Genomic DNA, 19,502 nt, shown 5'->3' with positions numbered 1-19,502 from the left:
GGTTGCTCGGTAAGTGGTATCCCTCCTTACTCATCGGCCCATGGAAGTCACCGGCAATTCCATCACGCTGCAGTACCATCCCGCCCAGAAATTGGTGGAGGTGGTGTGGCAACAACCCGTTTCGGAGGCAGAAATTCAGGCCGGCTACGACGCCCTGCGCGAGCAGTTGCGCCTCACCTGCGCCTCCCGTCTGCTGGTAGACTTACGCCGCCGGGGCCCCCAGCTCGGCAACGCCGATGAGGATTGGGTAGCCCAGGAGTTTTGCCCGCTGCTGCTCCAGGCCGGCGCGCCGGTCCCGCGCGTGGCCTTCGTGCTCACCCCCGACTTTTACGGCTACCTGCAGGAGCAGTGGCACGAGCAGTTCTGCAACGACAGTGAGCTGCTGCGCGTGGCCCACTTTGCCGACCCGGTGGCGGCCCTGCAGTGGCTGCGCGGGTCCAACTAGGCAACGGGCCTCAACGCCGCTGAACAGGGTTTCGTACAGTTCCCAGGCCCCGGCGCGCACACTCCGTCGGTAGCCTGGCTTCCATGAAGGTATTTCTGCTTAGCGCTCTGCTATTCGCTGCTGCCCCCCTTGCCCGGGCCCAGTCTGCTTCTTCCCAAGCCGCCGCGCCCTACGCCCTGAAAGACGGAGCGTTTCGGGAAAACGGGGTGGTGATGCGCCTGCAGGCCGGCCAGGCCTACCGCCTCGAGGGCCCAATGACGCTCAACGACGGCTCCGTGATAAATGCCACCGGCATTCTGGTGCGCAAAGACGGCACGCGCCAATTGCTGCCCAACGGTCAGGCCGTGAACATGCAGGGCGTGGTAGTAAACCTGCGCGACGACATGCAGGCGGCCCAAACCATCGAACAGCGCAACCGTGCGGTGGCCGGCGGCCGCGGCGAAACCACTTTTTCCGTGCCCGGCAGCAACGTTTCGGTAGCTGCCGCCCGGCAGCTACAGCTGCTGGAGCGCCGCGTGGCACTGCTCCAGCAGCTCACCGACCGGCTGGCGGAGCGCACCACGCAGGCGGTGGGCAGCGCCCCCGGGGCGGCGGCCCTCGATGAGCAGCTGCGTGCCCTTGACGCGCCACGCTAAAGCCGGAAGGCCCGATTTTTGCGCACGAAAATGCCCGCTCTTTGGCGGGCATTTTTTGCTTGTTCTTCTCGCCTAAAAAAATATTGTCGTGAACCCGACAATACCCGTTGCACGGGCGGTGGCAGAATTATACATTTGGTCTCAGCGGTTTTTCATACGCCCTTCACTTCCTGATTTTTCACGGCAACCTGCACAATATGGCCTAAAGCTCTACGTTCCCCTAACCGTAGCCTTTATGGAAACCATGCAGCCGAGCGACTCCGCGTTGATATCGCTCTACATTGCCGGCAAGGAAGAAGCCTTCGCCCTGTTGCTCGCCCGCCACAAGCGCCGGGTTTTTACCACGATCATGCTGATCGTGAAAGACCCCATCGTGGCCGAGGACCTGTTGCAGGATGCGTTCATCAAAGCGGTGCACACGATGAAGAGCGGTCGGTACAATGAAGAGGGGAAGTTTTCGTCGTGGATCTGCCGCATTGCCCACAACCTAGCCATCGATTTTTTCCGCCGCCAAAAGCGCAACCCCCAGCTTAACCTCGACGCCACCGGCCACGCCTACAATTCGTTGTCGTTGTCGGAAGAAAGCATAGATACGACTCTCTCACGGGAGGAAACCTATAGCCGCCTTCGGGAGTTAATACAGGAGTTGCCGGCCGCGCAAAAGGAGGTACTGATCATGCGTCACTACGGCGACATGAGCTTCCAGGAAATTGCCGACGCAACGGGGGTGAGCATCAACACGGCGCTGGGACGTATGCGCTACGCGCTCATCAACCTGCGGAAGAAAATGGCCGCCCAACCTGTTTTCTATGATCAAAACCTTTACCCACGAGACCCTGCTCCGGTATGTGTACAACGAATTGCCGGCTAAGGAGCAACTCAGCATAGAGCAGGCCCTGCTGCACGACGCCGACCTGGCGGCCCGCTGCGCCGACCTGCTGGAGGCCCAGCGCTACCTCGACGCGCTGCAGCCCGGTCCTTCGGACCGCGCCGTGCAAAACATCTTGCAATACTCCCGCACGTTCCTGCGGCCAGCCTAGCAACGATTTACCGAAATGGTGATGTAGTGCCTTACCGAATTGTAGCTTTGGCTGCGCTTCGCTAAGTCTCTACCTCACCATTCCGTTTTTATGCGCCTTGCCGAACGGTTCCGCCGCTTTCTGGGCTACTTCACCGACCACTTTCCCGCGCCCGAAACCGAGCTGCACTACGGCAGCCCGTACGAGCTGCTGGTGGCCGTGGTGCTCAGTGCCCAGTGCACCGACAAGCGCGTAAACCAGATTACCCCGGCCCTGTTCGAGCGGTTCCCAACGCCCGAGCACCTAGCAGCGACTACGCCGGAAGAGGTATTTCCCTACATCCGCAGCGTATCCTACCCCAACAACAAGGCCAAGCACCTGGCGGGCCTGGGCAAGCTGCTGGTGGAGCGCTTCGGCGGTGAGGTGCCCGACCGGCTGGAGGATCTGCAACTGTTGCCGGGCGTTGGGCGCAAAACCGCCAACGTTATCGTGTCGGTTATCTACAACCAGCCGGCTATGGCGGTGGACACCCACGTGTTTCGGGTGGCGCACCGGCTGGGTCTGGTACCCCGAACCGCCACTACCCCGTTGGCGGTGGAAAAAGGCCTCGTGAAGTACATTCCCGAAGAGCTAATTCCGAAAGCCCACCACTGGTTGATCCTGCACGGACGCTACATCTGCGTGGCGCGCAACCCCAAGTGCCTGCAGTGCCCGCTCACCGACTTCTGCAAGTATTACAACGACCAGGTGCGGCCTACGCTCGAGCCGGTGGTAACGCCGATTTAACTGGCGGCCCGTTCCAGAATCAACTGCACCTCCGCGGCCAGCTGCTGCCGGTCGAACTGCTGCCGGGCCAGTTGCTGCCCGCGCTGCCCGGCCGCCAGCAACGCCTGCGGCTGGCCCAGCTGCTGTAGCAGCCGATCGGCCAGTAATTCGGGCTGCTCGGCGGGTACGTACCAGCCGCAGCGGTGCTCGTCCACTAGTTGCTTGGTCCAGCCGGGATTGGTCACTATCACCGGCGTACCTACGGCCAGGCTATCGTAGAACTTAGCCGGAGAATTCGTGTCGAGTACCGGCTTGTTGATAAACGAAACAAGGGAAATGTCGGCAGCAGCCAACCAGGTAAATACGGCGTGGCGGGGCTGCGGCGGCACCAGCCGGATAGCCGGGCAGCGGCCTGCGGCTTCGCGCAGCAAAGGCTCGTAGTAGCCCAGGCCCATGAACAGCCACACGACCTCCGGGCGCTGGCGGTACAACGCCTCCGCGGCCTGCACCAGGGTCGGAATGTCATTGGCCCGCCCGAAGGTGCCGGCGTAGAGCACCACGGGCCGGGCGGTCAGCCCCCATTCGCGGCGCAGCGCTGCTACGGCCTCCGGCGTGGCGTGGGCTGCCTGATCGAGGTCGGTACCGTTCAGGATGGTGCTGATTTTATCCTCAGCAGTGCCCAGGCCACGCACGTAGCTCGTCATGCCCGGGGAGAGCGTAATGACGTGCCGCGCCTGCTCGTAAAGGCGCCGCTCGGCCGCGTAGAGCTGCTGCTGCGCCAATCGGTTGCGCACGGCCCCCATTTCGATGGGAAACGTCGGCCACAGATCCTGCACCTCGAACACCCACGGCACCCGCCGCTGGCGCGCCACCTGCCCCGCTACCCAAGCCGCCGACAGCGGCGTGCTGATGCCCCAGACAACATCGGGCCGGGCGATGCGCTGCCCCTGCCGCCACGCGTACCCGAGGTACTTCAGAAAAGCCCAGCCGCGCGCGGCCACGCCCATGCGGTTGTGGTACGGAATGTTGGCTGCCCGCATTTCCACGCCCTCCGGCAGCCAGGGGTACAGCTGTGTCTGCCGTTGCGCTTCCCAGGTATTGGTGGTGATGAGGGTGACGCGGTGCTCCCGGACAATGTGCTTCAGCAGCGAATAGTGCCTGCTCGTCGCCGGGCAGTCGGGATTGGTGTGGTACTGGCTGAAAACAGCAATGTGCACTCGGAACGGCCTGGTGAGGGGTGAACTGGTGAGCGGGCATTCGAGGGCTTCGCGGAAGCAACAAGCCGCTCGCCCACTCTCGTCACTGTTTGCGCGGGCGGTAGCGCGAATCGCTCAGGATGCGCTGGGCATCCTTGTTAGCCATCAGCTGGGCCAGCGTCACATCGGGGTGCTCGGCCATGTACTTGCGCACGATCTGCCAGCCGACCCACTGCCCTACTCGGCCCGGGCAGGTTTTATCAATTTCGGGCACGTTGGGCCGTTCGCCGATGTACTTCTGGATCTGAAACGTGTTGGTGCTGTACAGCAGGTTTTTCTGCAGGAAGTGCCCCCAGATCTTGGCTTCGTTGAAGTTCACGTTCTTCAGCTCCTTCGCCGGAAACCCGATCAGCAGGGAATCGTCGGCGCAGGGCAGCATACGCTCGGCGAAGTACAGTGCCTTGCCGTTCTGAATCATCTCCCCCAGCATGGTGGTGTTGGTCACGTTCTTCTGGTTGTACTTGCTCGATACGGCCAGCGCCACGGTCGGCATCACGTACTCCGGCCGGTAGCGGCGCAGGATGTAGTTGGGCACGTTGGGGCGGTACGCGGCCTGCGGCCCCACGAAGAAATCCGTGCTGATGACCAGCAGACTATCGTTCACGAAGATATCCTGGCTCAGGCCGCTGACGAAGGTTTTGGCCTGCGGCACCTGAAAATTGGGGAAGTAGTAGCGCACGTGCTGAAAAAAGCGCTGCAACTCGCCCTGCCACTGCTCGGTGTTTTGAAACGTGCTGTCGGCCTGCCGGCCCAGCCGCTGCAAGCCGGGGTTGGTGGCCAGTTTTACCAGCGTCTGCTGCAGCACCTCGTCGGCCGGGTACTTTCCCCGCTGCAGAAAATAGCGCGCAAACAGCGGCTGCTGGTCCATAAACTGCCGTGCGTCGGCAGCAGTCCGAACCTGGAAAAAAGACTTCTCCAGCCGCTGCAACTGCACCGGGGCCTTTACCGCCTGCACTTCCGCCGACATTTCACACTTCTCGTCACGGCCACAGGCCGTTTGAAAAAGCAGCAAAGCGGCCAGCACCGGGGCGCTTAGCCAGGGTCGCAAACGAGGAAAGAGCATGGTTCGTAACAAGGGGCTTCTATATTTAGGGCGAAATTAGCCAAAACGCCGGGCCGCTCGTATCGGGCCTGGCAGTAGCAACGCGCTGCAGCCGCTAAGCGTGTCATCTCCCTATGAAAAAACACCTACTCGCGCTGGCCCTGCTCACGGGCGGCGCCGTCACCTCGGCTTCGGCCCAGGTTGAAATCGGCCTGAAAGTTTCGCCCAGCGTCAGCAGCCTGGCCGCCAACTCTACTGCTCAGTACAACTTCGAAAAGGACGGCGGCCTGGCCAGCATCGGCGGCGGGCTGGTAGTCGACTACTTTTTCGGGCAGAACTACGCTTTCAGCACCGGCCTGCAGCTGACCAGCAAGGGCGGCTCCATCACTTACTTCGATCCGGCGCTGACCGGCGTGGGCAACAATGTCACGCTCAAGCAAAAAGTGCGTCTGCAGTACGTGGAAGTCCCCGTGACGGTGAAGCTGTTCACCAACGAGGTGGCTACCGATGTGAAGCTGTACTTCCAGGTCGGCGGCGTGGTCAGCGGCCTTACCGGCGGCCGGATCAACGGCGAAAAGTACTTCACCGACGCGGCCAACAACAACGAGCAAAAACGCTCACGCAGCCACTTCCTCTTCGCCGATTTCGGCCTGCTGGGCGGTACCGGCGTGGAGTACCAGCTGGGCCAAAGCACCAAGGTATTCGCGGGCGTATCGTACCACCACGGCCTGCTGAACATCGACCGTTTCTTCGACAACACGCGCAAGTACAAGGACGTGAGCCTGAAGAACCGTGAAATTGCCCTCGACCTCGGCTTGAAGTTTTAAGTAGCTGGTAATAGGTATGAGGTAGTAAGACCAAAGGATTGTCCTACTACCTGATAACCAATACTTAATACCAACACAACGCCCCCACCGTTCCAGCAGCGTGAACGGTGGGGGCGTTGTGGTTTGCAATCAGTTTACGAAGCGGCCGGCTTAGTCGTCTGATTCGTCGTCGCGGTCCTGCAGGCTGTTGATTTCGGCTGCCCGGCTGTGCAGCTCGATTTCTTCGCCCCGCTCGTCGTGGATGCGGTAGTCGGTGAGGCCCAGCGAGGTATCCTTCACCACTTTCACCCACTTGTAATACTTCATGTACCACTTCATCTGCTTGCTGACCAAACCTTTGGTGTAGTACGCGTGCAGGAAAGGGTGCACGTGCAAAGTCAGGCCCGAGTGGTTCTGGTTTACCAGCAGCTCATCGATGCTGAAGTCGATTTCGTCGGTGACCAGAATGGAGGCCGTGATCTTGCCCGTGCCGCCGCAGGTGGGGCACACCTCGGTAGTGATGATGTTCTGCTCGGGCCGAACGCGCTGCCGCGTGATTTGCAAGAGCCCGAACTTGGTAATGGGCAGGATGGTGAACTTGGCCCGGTCCCGGGCCATGATCTGCTGCACCGTGTCTTCCACCTTCTTGCGACTGTCGCCGGAGCGCATGTCGATGAAGTCGACGACCACGATGCCGCCCATGTCGCGCAGGCGCAGCTGCCGGGCCACTTCCTTGGCCGCCGCCAGGTTGACCATCAGCGCGGTGGCTTCCTGGTCGCTCTGCTGGTTGCTCTTGTTGCCGGAGTTTACGTCGATGACGTGCAGCGCTTCGGTGTGCTCGATGACGAGGTAGCCGCCGCCCGGCACGGTCACGGTCTTGCCGAAGAGGGTTTTGAGCTGCTTTTCGATGTCGAACTGCTCAAAAATCTTCGTCTTGCCCGTGTAGAGCTTCAGCAAGTCAAGCTTGTCGGGCGCAATCTGCTGCAGGTACTGGCGCAGCTCGTCGTACATGGGCTGCGAGTCGACGTGAATGGCGTCGAACGACTCGTTGAGCATGTCGCGCAGCATGGACGACGTACGGCCCAGCTCGCCAAGCACCTTGTCGTTGGGCTTGGCGGTGCGCAGGTTCTGGTAAAGCTGCTCCCACATGGCCGACATGTTCTGCATGTCGCGGTCGAGCTCGGCCACGTCGCGGCCCTCGGCCACGGTGCGGATAATCACGCCGAAGCCATCGGGCTTGATGGAAGCAATCAGGCGTTTGAGCCGTTCGCGCTCCGTGCGGCTCACAATCTTCTTCGACACGGAGATGGTGTCGGAGAACGGAATGAGCACCAGGTAGCGCCCGGCCATGGATAAGTCGGAGGAGAGGCGCGGGCCCTTGGTCGAAATGGGCTCCTTAACGATCTGCACGAGCAGCTGCTGGCCTTTCTTGACCACGTCGGCCATCTTGCCGACCTTCTCAAGGGCGGCATCGCGCGGAAAGCCCTTCAGGTGCCCGACGGGCGCCTTGCCCGTGTGCACGAGCCGGGTCCACTTGGCCAGGGTCTGGAATTGCTCGCCCAGGTCGCCGTAATGCAGGAAGGCGTCCTTCTGATACCCGATATCAATAAACGCGGCGTTCAGACCGGGCATCACTTTCTTGACGGTGCCCAGAAAGATGTCGCCCACCGCGTAGTTGGTGTCGTTGCGGTCGAAGTGATACTCGATCAGCCGCTTGTCCTGAAGCAGGGCAATCCGCTCGCCTTCCTGAGTAGAATTAATGATTAATTCGTTACTCAATGGAGTTCGGGGTTAGCCGGCTGTCCGGATGTCGCATCGTAGTTAATTAAGCTACCCCTTGCATAAGCCAAGAAGGGAAGCCAGCGCCGAGGCACCAGCTTCCCCCTTTTCAGTTCCACGGGGAGAACGTAACCACAAAGCCACGCCCGGGAGTCGGCGGGGTGAAACATAGGGCGCCGGGTGGCTCATGGCCAGCACGTTAGCGCCCAGCAAACCCCCGCGGGCTTACTTCTTCTTGTGACGGTTCTTGCGCAGGCGCTTCTTCCGCTTGTGGGTGGCAATCTTGTGGCGCTTTCTCTTTTTACCGCAGGGCATGAGTTAGAGTGGTTAAGGGTTGGGTTGATTGATTTCGGAAAACCCGCCCGTCATGCTACGCCGCAAGGCCCGGCATGACGACCCGGTGTTTCTCATTGCAATTTTTGGAGTTCTTCGTTTACGGAGGTCAGCAGGCCAGGGTCAGCGCTGAGACTTTTGGTCTTCAGAAACGCCTGTTTGGCCAATTCCTTCTTCCCGTCCTGCGCCAAGGCTACCCCCAGATAGAACTGTCCGTTCACGTTCTTGGGGTTCACCTTCACCAACTCCTGGAAGCGCTCCACGGCCTTGTCGGGCTGGTTGCTTTGCAGCGCCAGGATACCCAGGTTGTAGAGGGCCTTCTCATTTTTGGGGTCGGCAGCCAGCACCTCGCGCAACATCATGATGCCGGATACGGGGTTGTCGCTGGCCATCAGAGCCATGCCCATGTTGGTTTTGGCGTCGAGGTTTTGCGGGTTCTGCTTGAGCACCTTTTCGTACAGCTCGCGCGCCTTCCCGCCCAGCATCTTGGCGCGCTCCTCCGTAGCTGCGAAGCTGTACGCCTCGAAGTACTGATCGGCGGCGCGCTTCCAGGCTTGCTCACCCGGCCGCACCAGCGCTACCTGCTCGTAGTAATAGCCGGCGCTGTCGAAGCGCTGCACCTGCTGGTACTGCTTCGCCAGGTCGTTGGCAATGCTGAGCTTCGCTGGACCTTGAGCCGCCTGGTAACGAGCCACCAGGCCGTTGAGCTGCTTGCGCTGCTCGCCTGAAGCCATGGTGTGTGGCTGCTGCTCCGTGGCACCGCCGTTGGCCGGGACCGGCCCAGAGGACGCTTCGGTTTTGGAGCCGTTGGTAGCGGGTCCGCCGCCGTCGCGGGTGGCGGTTTTGGCCGCATCCCGGGCGGCCTCCCCTTTGCCTTCCTTGGGCTTCACCACGCCTTTCGGCAACAAAAACAGCCCGGCCACCACGGCGGCAGCCAAGATGAGAATGAGCAGTTGGGGGGAAACAAAAGAGCGGCTGGCAGCCATACGCGAAAGAAAAAGGCTGCCGCCGGGCTGCTGCTTTCGGGGCAGTCCAGCTCGGCGGCGGCCGGCAAGTTTACGAAGAACCGAGCGGTTATGGGCTTCGCCGGGGCTAGGCTTGTACCGGCTGCTCTTTTACCTTCTTGCTGTTTTTGATTTTGCTGATGAAGGTTTTCGACGGCTTGAAGCTCGGAATGAAGTGCTCGTCGATGATGATGGAGGTGTTTTTCGAGATGTTACGGGCTACTTTCCGGGCCCGCTTCTTGTTTACGAAGCTACCGAAGCCACGCACGTAGATGTTGCTGCCGTTGGCCATCGAATCCTTCACCACTTTGAAAAACGCCTCAACGGTTGCAGACACGTCGGTTTTCTCAATGCCGGTCTTCTCGGCAATCTCGGCAATTACTTCTGCTTTGGTCACTGTATTAGGAACCTGAAAAGTGAAAAAAAGTATGGGCAAAAAAGCTTTCAAAATCCGTAAGCCCTTGCCCGGTAGGCATTTCGGGCCACAAAGGTAGCCCCGATTTTTGGTTTTACAAATGTAATTGCCAAATACCGTGACGGAGGCAATTGCAAAGCAATATATTAACAATCAGCAAGTTGACCAACATTCAGCCCGCTCCTGCCCACCCTTTCTTTGCCCAGGCCTTATTGGACTGGTACCCACGCCACCGCCGCGACCTGCCTTGGCGCCGCACCCAGGACCCTTACGCTATCTGGCTGTCTGAAATCATTTTACAGCAGACTCGGGTGCAGCAGGGCCTGCCCTACTACGAGCGTTTCCTGCAGGCCTACCCTACGGTCCAGGAGCTAGCGGCGGCCCCCGAGCAGGAAGTATTGCGTCTTTGGCAGGGTCTGGGCTACTATTCCCGGGCCCGCAACATGCGCCACACGGCTCAGCAGGTGGTAACTGAGTGGGAAGGCCGTTTTCCAGGCCGCTACGCTGAGTTGGTCAAGTTGCGCGGCATCGGTCCGTACACGGCGGCGGCCATTGCCTCTTTCGCGTTTGGGGAGCGGGTAGCGGTGCTCGACGGTAATGTGTACCGGGTCCTGGCCCGCGTCTTTGGCATCACCACCGACATTGCGCAGCCCGCGGCCCGCAAGGAGTTTCAGCAGCTGGCCGACCAGCTGATTTCGCACGACAACCCGGCCGACTACAACCAAGCCATTATGGAGTTTGGGGCCATTCAATGTACGCCCGTCAACCCCGACTGCCTGTTTTGCCCGGTGCGCGAGCAGTGCTTTGCTTTCCAGCACGGCATGGTGCAGCAGTTGCCCGTGAAGAGCAAGGCCAAAGCGGCGCGTACCCGTTACTTCCACTATTTCGTGCTGCGCCACGAAGACCGGATTTACCTGCGTCGCCGCAGTACCAAGGACATCTGGCACAGTTTGTACGACTTTCATTTGCTGGAAACCCCGGACGCTACCTTATCGGCGCAGGCGTTGCAGCGTGAGCTAGCCCAGCTTGGGGCCTGGCTGGATGGCAGCCGCGCCAGCGAGCCGGCAGCGGCCCTGCGGCACGTGCTCAGCCACCAGAGAGTCGAAGCGCTCTTTCATGAGCTCTGGCTGCACTCGCCTTTGCCTGCTGCAGCAGCACAAGCCCTTGGCCTTGAAGCTTATGCATCAGACCAAGTTGATGAGCTGCCTAAGCCGGTCATCATCAGCAACTACTTATCACAGAAAGGAATACTTTGAAGCTAAAATATTTGGAATTATGCGTTTTGATTTAGTTATTGTATACAGTTTAAACCCCTTATCTGCTCACTTCACCCTCTAACACAACGAAAAAATGTCAAGCGTTAACAAAGTCATTCTCATCGGCAATCTAGGTACTGATCCGGAAGTTCGGCACTTGGAAAGTGGTGCCGCCGTAGCGCAATTCCGGCTAGCTACCAACGAATTCTACAAAGACAAGCAGGGTAACCGCGTCGAACGCACCGAGTGGCACAACATTGTTGCCTGGCGCGGGCTGGCTGAGATGGTAGAGAAGTACGTGAAGAAAGGCCAGTCCATTTATGTGGAGGGCAAGATTCGTACGCGCCAGTACCAGGACAAAGACCAGCAGACCCGCTACGTAACCGAAATCGTAGCCGACGAGATTACCATGCTGGGCAGCGGGCGCGGCCAAGGCGACCACGCAACTGCCAATGCTGGCGCAGCCCAGAACATGCCGGCTGAGCAGAAAACCTTCCGCCAGGAAGCTGAGTTGAACGAACTGCCTTTTTAATACTGCTGTTTGCGGGCTACGCCGCCCCGGCCACACGCTGGCCGGGGCGGTTTTGTTTGTTCCAGGGCCGGCGGCACCCTTGCGCGCCGATTTCCGGCTAATTTTGATCTATCACCTTCTTTCCACCCGCCTGTGCTTCGCTCCTGCTGTGCGCTGCTGGTAGCCGGCTTGCTGCTTTCGGGTTGCAACTCGGCACCGGACTACACGCCCAAACCCAAAGGCTTCAACCGCATCGACCTGCCCCCGCATGCCTATCAGCTGTTGGCGCCGGGTCACCCTTACCGGTTTGAGTATTCTAAGTCGGCCCGCATCCTGCGCGACTCGTCGTATCTGGCCCAGCCGCACTGGATCAACGTGAACTACCCCAAGCTGCACGCCAACGTGCAGATCACCTACACCGATATCAGCGGCAACCCCAAGCTATTCAACAAGATGCTGGAGGACGCGCGCAAGCTCACGGGCAAGCACCAGATCAAAGCCACGGCCATCGAGGAAAACACGCTGAATACGCCGGACGGCAAGAAAGTGGCGGTGTTCGAGCTGAGCGGCGACGTACCGAGCCAGTTTCAGTTTTACACCACCGACTCGACGCGGCATTTTTTCCGCGGGGCACTGTACTTCCGGACGGCGGTAGCCAATGACTCGCTGGCTCCGGTTATCGAGTATGTAAAGGAGGACATCGTGCACCTGGTCAACACCCTGAAATATCAATGAACAATTATCAATGAGCAATGAATAGTGAGCAGCTCCTTCGCAAAGGGTCAATTGCTCATTGTTCATTGATCATTGCTCATTGACTTTATGAGTAGCTTTTTCAACACCAAAGTCGCGTTGCTGCGTGGGATGGACACACGCCGGGCCGACGTGCTGGCCAAGGAGCTGAACATCTTCACTTACGGCGACTTAGTTCAGCATTACCCCTTCCGCTACCTCGACCGCACGCAGATCTACCACGTGGTGGACCTGCACGACGACCTGCCTATGGTGCAGGTGAAGGGCACGGTGCGCACCAAAGAGCTGCTGGGCGAAGGCCGCAAGCAACGCCTGGTGGCCCAGCTACACGACGAGAGCGGGGTGATGGAGCTGACTTGGTTTAAAGGAGTCAAGTTCTTCGAGAAGTTCGTCAAGAATCACCAGGAATACCTCGTGTTCGGCAAGCCGGCTCTCTTCAACGGCAAGGCGCAGATGGTGCACCCCGAGCTGGAGGAAGTAACCGAGCAGAAGCCCGGCGCGAGCTTTCTGCAGCCGGTGTATTCGAGCACCGACAAGCTGCGCAACTTCCACCTCGACAGCAAGGGCATCGGACGCCTGACGGCACAGGTGCTAAAGCTCGCCGCACCGCACTTTCACGAAACCCTCTCGCCCGACCTGATTCAGCGGTACGCGCTGATGCCCAAGGCGGAGGCAATGCAGCAAATCCACTTCCCGCAGAGCACTGAGCTGCTGCAGGCGGCGCGCTTCCGCCTGAAGTTTGAGGAGCTGTTCTACGTGCAGCTCAAGCTGCTGCGGCAGCGCACCCAGCGCAAAATCGAGCTGGCCGGGCAGATCTTTGACAAGGTGCCTACGCTCACGCACTTCTACAAGAACGTGCTGCCCTTCGATCTGACGATGGCGCAGAAGCGGGTGATTCACGACATCTACAAGGATTTTACCGCCGGCAAGCAGATGAACCGCCTGCTGCAGGGCGACGTGGGTTCCGGTAAAACCATTGTGGCGTTTATCGCCATGCTCATTGCGGCTGATAACGGGGCGCAATCGTGCATGATGGCACCCACCGAAATTCTGGCCGATCAGCATTATGAGGGCCTGAAGAAGTTTGCCGACATGCTAGGCATCAAGATCGGCAAGCTCACCGGCTCGACGCGCACGGCTGACCGGCGGGTGCTCCACGAGCAGTTGCGCTCGGGGGAAATGCACATGCTGGTGGGCACCCACGCGCTGCTGGAGGACGTGGTACAGTTCAAAAACCTGGGCCTGACCATTATGGACGAGCAACACCGCTTCGGTGTGGCGCAGCGCTCCAAACTCTGGCAGAAAAATCCCGACATCATCCCGCACGTGCTGGTAATGACGGCCACGCCGATACCGCGCACCTTGGCCATGACGCTTTACGGCGACCTGGATGTGTCGGTCATTGACGAGCTGCCGGCGGGCCGCAAGCCCATCGTAACGGTGCACCGCTTCGACTCCAACCGCCTGAAGGTGTTTGAGTTCATGCGCCAGCAGATTCGGGAGGGCCGGCAGTGCTACGTGGTCTACCCGCTCATCGAAGAGAGCGAAGCCATGGCCGACTACAAGGACCTGATGGATGGCTTTGAAAGCGTGACGCGCTATTTCACCGAGTGCCAGGTGAGCATTGTGCACGGACGCATGTCGGCGGCCGAAAAGGACGCAGAAATGCAGCGTTTCGTGCAGCGGCAGACGCAGATCATGGTGGCCACCACGGTTATCGAAGTGGGCGTAAATGTGCCTAACGCCTCGGTAATGGTCATCGAATCGGCGGAGCGCTTCGGCCTCTCGCAGCTGCACCAGCTGCGCGGCCGCGTGGGCCGCGGCGCCGATCAGAGCTACTGCATCCTGATGTCGGGCTACAAGCTCAGCAAGGACACGCGCACTCGCCTGGAAACGATGGTGCGCACGAACAACGGGTTCGAAATTGCCGACATCGACCTGAAGCTGCGCGGCCCCGGCGACCTGATGGGCACGCAACAGAGCGGTGTGCTGGACTTGCTGGTGGCCGATCTGGCCAAGGATGGGAAGATCCTGGCCGAGTCACGGGCGGCGGCGCAGGAAATCCTTAACGAGGACCCAACGCTTAGCAAGCCCGACAATCAAAACATCCGCCGGCACATTGAATCGTTGCCGGCGACGGCCGTTAACTGGAGCCGTATTAGCTAACAATAGGGCATAAAAAAACGGCTTGTCAGCCGTTTAGCATCCTAGTTAAGCGAAACCAGGGTGGCCTTTCGATTGTATTCGCTGGCTGCGTTTCGCTCGCCCGGCGCCGCTTTGTAGCTAACGTGCTGTACAAAAAACGACTGCATGGACTCTACGTGCTGGCGAACGGGCTGTGCATTGCTAGCAACGGCCGCACGGGACTGTTCTTTAACCTGCTTGCCGACAATAACCAGCGCTATTAAAAGGAAAAACTGTAGTAAAGACTTCATGGTGGAGGAAAAATCAGTGGAGGTGCGGCGCGCCGTATCAAACGGCGCGCCAGGATTTCTGCTGAGCCCGGTCGGCACAGCCTGCAAAAGTCCAGTGGCGTGAACTTCAAGCACAGAAATCAGCGTGGCGCAGCTGAAAAGACATTATCTGTGCACAAATTTATAAATTATATACAAATTTACAAGCTTTTCAGGCTGAAATCTGTATTTGCTTGCCTTCACAAAGAAAACGGTGGCGGGTGCATTTGGTGACAGCTGAGAGGTTATGAAAGCATGAAGTTTCCATTGTAGGGGTTACCCAGCGGGGCCTTTACGGGAATGGTCGACTGAATGATACCTTTGGGAAGTACATTTTTGCCAGTTGGACGACTTTCGCTCCGTTAACCCCTTAACGACGTGCGCTTTACTCTTTTTAAAATTTCTTTCGCCGGGATTTTGACCGGCGTGCTCCTCTTCACCCAGCCGGTGGCGGCCCAGCGCGTACGCTCTACGCCCTTCGCCTACGTGCCCGAACACAGCGAAGACCCCTACAACCAACGGGTGCACGTGAAGACCTTGGCCCTGCCTGGCAGCCAGGACTTCATCATCCTGAGCCACCGGTCGGCTTCGGAGTATGCCGTGGAGCGCTACGACGCGGACCTGAAAAAGCGGTGGAGTGCCACGGTGCCCGTCGGCCCCGGGGAAAGCATGGAAGCCTTTGCCCGCAACGACCAGCAGGCCTTGGTGGTGGTGCACCACGGCGATGAGACCGGTCAGCACCTGCTCGTGCAGCCCGTTGATCTGCAGACAGGCCAGAAGCTGCCGGCCAAAAAGGTGGCGGAAGCCGGTCCCCGCGAACGACGCCCCGGCATCAATATCTCGCCCGACGGCACCCATTTGGTGGCTTGGCGCTACGCCCTGCGCGACCAGCAGATCAAGTCGCTGACGGCGGTGCACTACGACCGGCGCCTGGAGAAGCAGAAGGACCGCGTATACGATTTCCGCGACCTGGGCTCGTTCTTTTCTCCCAGCGTGCACGTAGCCAACGACGGCACGCAGTACGTAGCCCTGATCGGCGACGACAACCAGAAGCTCACCGTGCGCCGCTACCGCGACCAGGAAGCCGACGTCAAGGTGATGTCGGTGGCGGTGGGCGGCACCTTTGGCGGCAAGAAGGTGACGGTGCGCGACTCGCAGTGGCGTTTGCTCGACGGGCAGACGCTCTATGCGGCCACCATCTGCGCCGATTATGCCTCGGGCGAGTACTATAGCCTGAAGCTCGTCAAGTTTGACTTCGCCAACACGGACATGAAGTTTGCGCCGGAGTTGAAGTTTGGGCCCGAGTACCTGACCGAAGTCAATAAAGCCACAGCAGGCAGTGCCAAGCGTCTCGACGACATCTACCTCTCCGACGTGATTCGCACCGAGGATCAGAACGTGGTGGTCATTGCCGAGCACAAAGCCGAGGAAGGCCCCGGCGCCCCGGTGCGGGCCCGCGAGTTGCACGTGTTCGGCTACAACGAATTTCAGTCGCCTACCTGGCACCAGATCATTGCCAAAAACCAGTCGGCGCCCATCACCGAGAGCTTTACCGGCATCGGCTACCGGGCGGCCCCCATCGGCAACGACGTGCAAGTGGTGACGCTGGAGAAGCTCAAGGACAAAACCGACCTCTACCTGCGCAAGGTGGCCGGCCTGACAGGCACGGTGACGGAGCCCAAAGCCCTCGGCCTGAACGTGGCCAACGACCAGCAGGTGGCCTACGTGAAGGACTTTACCGCCTGGCTCGACGGCAAGACGATGATTGTGGTGACCCGCCCCAGCAAGAAATCGGCGGCGCTGCAGCTCAACAAGCTCGTCTTTAAATAAGTCATGCTGGTTTTCTACCTGCTGGCGGACGAGGAGCCTCGGCCCAGTCGCATCAAACTGGAAGAACTGCCCAAAGCCGGTGAGTTGTCGGCGGAGGACTTCGCACAACTGCAGGAGCAGCGCATCCTCGAAGCCCGCCTGGACTTCGAGCAGGACTTCCGTTGGAGTAGCGGCGTGGTGCACCTGAAGCTGCAATTGCTGCTGCACCGCCACCCGCAGCTCACGCCCACTGCCACTACCGATTCTGTGGAGCAACGCTTCTTCCTGCTGTTGCTCAACGCCTCTGCGGCACACTCGGGCCTGCTGGCCATTGCGGATTAGTGACCGAAATTCAAACGTACAAAGGCCGCTCTGGTATCAGGGCGGCCTTTGTACGTTTGTTTGCCAGCAATTAGTACCAACCCAAAACGACCTACGATTCTACGTTAACCTTCGTGTTTAGCAGGGCAGCTAGCTCATCAGCAATCCGCAGGGCGTTTGACTTTTTGGTATGAGCAGCTATGATACCTATCTGAGAGCGTTCCACATTTAGTAGTACCTGCCAGACATGTTCTGTAGCTACTGCACCTAATTCAATTGGGTATGTTTCAGTGGGTAGGTGATGCTTGCGCTGAACAGCACGTACCTTAACCTGTACGATCTTTGGCAAGGGACGCCAATCCCCAAACCGTAGGCCTGCGACCCAAACAAAGTTGCGGAAGCGTTGCTTCACAAGGTCGATAGAGAAGCCTTGATAATGCGTCAGTACAGCCAGCAGAATGCCCGCGCTGATTGTACTCGCAACTATCATTGCTACCGTAACAGAAAGAGACGATAGGCTGCCCGTGACAAGAAACACGACTACCCAGGTAGCAAAGGCAGCCATCAAGCCTTTATGCCAATGTTCCCAGAGAAATGGCCGCTGCATCACTCCATTGTATCGTTGATTGTTTCCGCCCGCCACTAGGAATGCCATTGGCTATTAAAAGAACTTCATAAATAACGCGACAAACACTCTAGTGGTGCAACACCAATTGGTAGTTTGTACATACAGACTCATAGGCGTTGGCTATGCGATTTCCGGCAGACCGTATCTCATAGCACTCAATTGGATTGACAGCACAAGATCCGCAGTAGTTACTCACACGATTTTGCCAAAGCACCCCGTGCCATCATGCAGAAATGTAGTGGCGAATTTCTTGGCAATTAGGCTCAATGCATGCCACATCACAAAAGCAAAGGTCAGCTGTAAGCCCTAAAGCAACAAAAAGGGCCGCCCCGATACCGGAGCGGCCCTTTTAAGTTTTCCCCCATCGGGAAATAACAACCGGCCGTTTCCCCGCGGCCGGCTGCGCGGTTGCGCTCTGAGTTAGAACGCGTATTCGTTGGCCTGGATGAGCACGTCGGCGATGCGGCGACGGGCGTCCTTGGCGTTGAAGAGGTCGGCTTTGGTGAAGCGCTTCAGGCCCAGGGCCAGCAGGCGCTGCTCGTCGCCTTCGGTCATGGAGGCAATGGCTTCCTTGCCGAACTTGTTCACGTTGTCCACCGTGTCGTTGAGGTACACGCGGGCAATGTCGATCTGGGCAGCTACGGCTTCCTCGCCTTTGGCGGCCGCTTCCTTCTGCACGCGCAGGATGGTGCTTTCGGCGGTGTACACCTTGATGGCCATGTCGGCGATGTTCATCAGCACTTCCTGCTCTTTGGCGAGCGAGTTCATATACTTCTGCACGGCCGTACCGGCAACCATCAGAATGGCCTTCTTGAGCTTGGCAATGGTGCGCAGCTCAGCTGCAAACAGGCTGTTGTCCTCGTCGCCGCCGAAGTCCGGAATGGCCATCAGCTCCTGCTGCACGGCCTGGGCCGGGCCCATCAGGTCCAGCTCGCCTTTCAGACCCTTCTTCAGAATCATGTCGACGGCCAGCATGCGGTTGATTTCGTTCGTGCCCTCGAAGATGCGGTTGATGCGCGAGTCGCGGTAAGCGCGGTCCATGGGGTAGTCGGCCGAGAAGCCGTAGCCGCCGTACACCTGCACGCCTTCGTCCACCACGTAGTCGAGCACCTCAGAGCCTTCCACCTTCAGCACGGCGCACTCCACGGCAAATTCGCGGGCAGCACCCAGTAGAGCTTCGTTGTGGCTCATGCCCTTGCCCAGCAGTTCCTGCTCCATGCGGTAGATATCCATACCCGCACGGTAAATGGCCGATTCCACAGCGTAAATGCGCACGGCCTGCTCGGCCAGCTTGTACTTGATGGCGCCGAACTTCGAGATGGGCAGCTTGAACTGCACCCGCTCGTTGGCGTAGCGCACACTCAGCGTGGCGGCCATTTTGGAAGCACCCAGGCAAGCGGCGGCCAGCTTGATGCGGCCGATGTTCAGGATGTTGAAGGCAATCAGGTGGCCCTTTCCGATTTCGCCCAGCACGGCCGATTTCGGCACTTTGCAGTCGGAGAGGAACACCTGGCGGGTAGAGGAACCCTTGATGCCCATCTTGTGCTCCTCGTTGCCGAGGCTCAGGCCGGGCGTGTTCTTCTCCACGATAAAGCCCGTGAACTGCTCGCCGTCAATCTTGGCAAACACCACGAACACGTCGGCGAAGCCGCCGTTGGTAATCCACATTTTCTGGCCGTTGAGCACGTAATGCTCGCCGTCCTCGGTCAGCACGGCCTTGGTCTTGGCGCCCAGGGCGTCGGAACCGGAGCCGGGCTCGGTGAGGCAGTAGGCGCCCATCAACTCGCCGGAGGTCAGGCCGGGCAGATACTTGGCCTTTTGCTCCTCGTTGCCGAAGTACAGAATCGGCAGCATGGCAATGCCGGTGTGGGCCGCGAAGGCTACCGGGAAGGAATGGCCACCGCCCACGCCCTCGGTCACGCGCAGCGAGGTCGGGAAGTCCATATCAAGCCCGCCGTACTGCTCAGGGATGCTCACGCCAAACAGACCCAGTTCGCCGGCCTTTTCCATCAGGCCGCGCATCAGGCCTTCCTCGTGGTTGTCGAGGCGCTCCAGCAGAGGCTGCACCTCTTTCTCCACGAAGTCCAGGGCGGTCTGGTGCATCATGTGTTGCTCCTCCGAAAAGTCGGCGGGCGTGAATACATCCTGGGCGTCGGTCGGTTTGATGATGAACTCGCCGCCTTTTACAAGCTTGTTGGTTACTTCCATGGCCGTGGTGGGAATGTTGAGGTGTCGAAACTGTTAGGCTTGCCGACTATTTAAGGCCAGCAAG

20 protein-coding genes are annotated in these 19,502 nt (G+C 59.3%); 12 read left to right on the top strand and 8 right to left on the bottom strand.

What is annotated here, in order from left to right:
• Positions 1-40: 40 nt before the first annotated feature.
• The 5 genes from ACYVKQ_RS06410 (at position 41) to nth (ending at position 2,885) form a co-directional block, all read left to right on the top strand.
• On the top strand, positions 41-445 hold the full coding sequence (locus tag ACYVKQ_RS06410; protein ID WP_460576808.1) for a hypothetical protein: 405 nt from the start codon (positions 41-43) through the stop codon (positions 443-445).
• A gap of 83 nt (positions 446-528) precedes the next feature.
• Positions 529-1,080, top strand: coding sequence for a DUF6799 domain-containing protein (locus tag ACYVKQ_RS06405; protein WP_460576805.1), 552 nt, complete (start codon positions 529-531; stop codon positions 1,078-1,080).
• Positions 1,081-1,315: 235 nt separating this feature from the next.
• Positions 1,316-1,951: an RNA polymerase sigma factor gene (locus tag ACYVKQ_RS06400; RefSeq protein ID WP_460576802.1), complete on the top strand. Its 636-nt coding sequence runs from the start codon at positions 1,316-1,318 to the stop codon at positions 1,949-1,951.
• Positions 1,890-2,120: a hypothetical protein gene (locus ACYVKQ_RS06395; protein ID WP_460576800.1), complete on the top strand. Its 231-nt coding sequence runs from the start codon at positions 1,890-1,892 to the stop codon at positions 2,118-2,120. The genes ACYVKQ_RS06400 and ACYVKQ_RS06395 overlap by 62 nt, the downstream gene beginning before the upstream one ends.
• A 90-nt stretch (positions 2,121-2,210) precedes the next feature.
• Complete coding sequence (gene nth / locus ACYVKQ_RS06390) at positions 2,211-2,885, top strand: endonuclease III domain-containing protein (protein WP_460576798.1); 675 nt, start codon at positions 2,211-2,213, stop codon at positions 2,883-2,885.
• On the opposite strand, the gene ACYVKQ_RS06385 is transcribed toward nth, so the two are convergent.
• Positions 2,882-4,081 carry a glycosyltransferase family 4 protein gene (locus tag ACYVKQ_RS06385; protein WP_460576796.1) on the bottom strand — a complete coding sequence of 400 codons (1,200 nt, stop codon included), beginning with the start codon at positions 4,079-4,081 and terminating at the stop codon, positions 2,882-2,884. The genes nth and ACYVKQ_RS06385 overlap by 4 nt on opposite strands.
• 82 nt (positions 4,082-4,163) lie before the next feature.
• Positions 4,164-5,183 (bottom strand): gliding motility lipoprotein GldB, encoded by a 1,020-nt coding sequence (gldB, locus tag ACYVKQ_RS06380; protein ID WP_460576794.1) that lies wholly within the window; start codon positions 5,181-5,183, stop codon positions 4,164-4,166.
• Between the two features lie 113 nt (positions 5,184-5,296).
• Here gldB and ACYVKQ_RS06375 point away from each other — a divergent pair, with 113 nt between their 5' ends.
• Positions 5,297-5,989: a porin family protein gene (locus ACYVKQ_RS06375; RefSeq protein WP_460576792.1), complete on the top strand. Its 693-nt coding sequence runs from the start codon at positions 5,297-5,299 to the stop codon at positions 5,987-5,989.
• A 150-nt stretch (positions 5,990-6,139) separates the two neighbouring features.
• Here ACYVKQ_RS06375 and ACYVKQ_RS06370 read toward each other — a convergent pair whose 3' ends face one another.
• From ACYVKQ_RS06370 to ACYVKQ_RS06360, 3 genes are all read right to left on the bottom strand, one after another.
• Entirely contained in the window at positions 6,140-7,747 is a 1,608-nt protein-coding gene (locus tag ACYVKQ_RS06370) for an Rne/Rng family ribonuclease (protein WP_460576790.1), read from the bottom strand.
• A 407-nt stretch (positions 7,748-8,154) separates the two neighbouring features.
• Positions 8,155-9,066: a tetratricopeptide repeat protein gene (locus tag ACYVKQ_RS06365; RefSeq protein ID WP_460576788.1), complete on the bottom strand. Its 912-nt coding sequence runs from the start codon at positions 9,064-9,066 to the stop codon at positions 8,155-8,157.
• Positions 9,067-9,172: 106 nt separating this feature from the next.
• Positions 9,173-9,514: an HU family DNA-binding protein gene (locus tag ACYVKQ_RS06360; protein ID WP_227762932.1), complete on the bottom strand. Its 342-nt coding sequence runs from the start codon at positions 9,512-9,514 to the stop codon at positions 9,173-9,175.
• A 146-nt stretch (positions 9,515-9,660) separates the two neighbouring features.
• Here ACYVKQ_RS06360 and mutY point away from each other — a divergent pair, with 146 nt between their 5' ends.
• The 4 genes from mutY to recG all read left to right on the top strand — a co-directional run bounded on the left by mutY (position 9,661) and on the right by recG (position 14,185).
• Complete coding sequence (gene mutY, locus ACYVKQ_RS06355; protein ID WP_460576786.1) at positions 9,661-10,755, top strand: A/G-specific adenine glycosylase; 1,095 nt, start codon at positions 9,661-9,663, stop codon at positions 10,753-10,755.
• Between the two features lie 94 nt (positions 10,756-10,849).
• Positions 10,850-11,287: a single-stranded DNA-binding protein gene (locus ACYVKQ_RS06350; RefSeq protein WP_460576784.1), complete on the top strand. Its 438-nt coding sequence runs from the start codon at positions 10,850-10,852 to the stop codon at positions 11,285-11,287.
• 132 nt (positions 11,288-11,419) lie between these two features.
• On the top strand, positions 11,420-12,001 hold the full coding sequence (gene gldD / locus ACYVKQ_RS06345; RefSeq protein WP_460576782.1) for a gliding motility lipoprotein GldD: 582 nt from the start codon (positions 11,420-11,422) through the stop codon (positions 11,999-12,001).
• Between the two features lie 87 nt (positions 12,002-12,088).
• Positions 12,089-14,185: an ATP-dependent DNA helicase RecG gene (gene recG / locus ACYVKQ_RS06340; protein WP_460576780.1), complete on the top strand. Its 2,097-nt coding sequence runs from the start codon at positions 12,089-12,091 to the stop codon at positions 14,183-14,185.
• A 41-nt stretch (positions 14,186-14,226) separates the two neighbouring features.
• Here the strand turns inward: recG and ACYVKQ_RS06335 are convergent, their stop codons facing one another.
• The gene (locus tag ACYVKQ_RS06335; protein ID WP_460576778.1) at positions 14,227-14,568 is read right to left on the bottom strand and encodes a hypothetical protein; all 342 of its coding nucleotides are present in this window, start codon (positions 14,566-14,568) and stop codon (positions 14,227-14,229) included.
• A gap of 330 nt (positions 14,569-14,898) precedes the next feature.
• Here ACYVKQ_RS06335 and ACYVKQ_RS06330 point away from each other — a divergent pair, with 330 nt between their 5' ends.
• Together ACYVKQ_RS06330 and ACYVKQ_RS06325 are read left to right on the top strand one after the other, a co-directional pair.
• Complete coding sequence (locus ACYVKQ_RS06330; protein ID WP_460576777.1) at positions 14,899-16,302, top strand: hypothetical protein; 1,404 nt, start codon at positions 14,899-14,901, stop codon at positions 16,300-16,302.
• A gap of 3 nt (positions 16,303-16,305) precedes the next feature.
• Positions 16,306-16,623, top strand: a complete 318-nt coding sequence (locus tag ACYVKQ_RS06325) for a hypothetical protein (RefSeq protein ID WP_460576775.1) — start codon at positions 16,306-16,308, stop codon at positions 16,621-16,623.
• Positions 16,624-16,714: 91 nt separating this feature from the next.
• Here the strand turns inward: ACYVKQ_RS06325 and ACYVKQ_RS06320 are convergent, their stop codons facing one another.
• A complete protein-coding gene (locus ACYVKQ_RS06320; protein WP_460576773.1) occupies positions 16,715-17,257 on the bottom strand; it encodes a hypothetical protein in 543 nt (180 codons plus the stop codon).
• 393 nt (positions 17,258-17,650) lie between these two features.
• On the bottom strand, positions 17,651-19,438 hold the full coding sequence (locus ACYVKQ_RS06315; protein WP_460576771.1) for an acyl-CoA dehydrogenase family protein: 1,788 nt from the start codon (positions 19,436-19,438) through the stop codon (positions 17,651-17,653).
• Positions 19,439-19,502: the final 64 nt, after the last annotated feature.

Source organism: Hymenobacter coalescens (genome assembly GCF_054783195.1).
The sequence above is the reverse complement of the archived record's forward strand: the minus strand, read 5'-3'. Positions and strand labels throughout refer to the sequence as shown.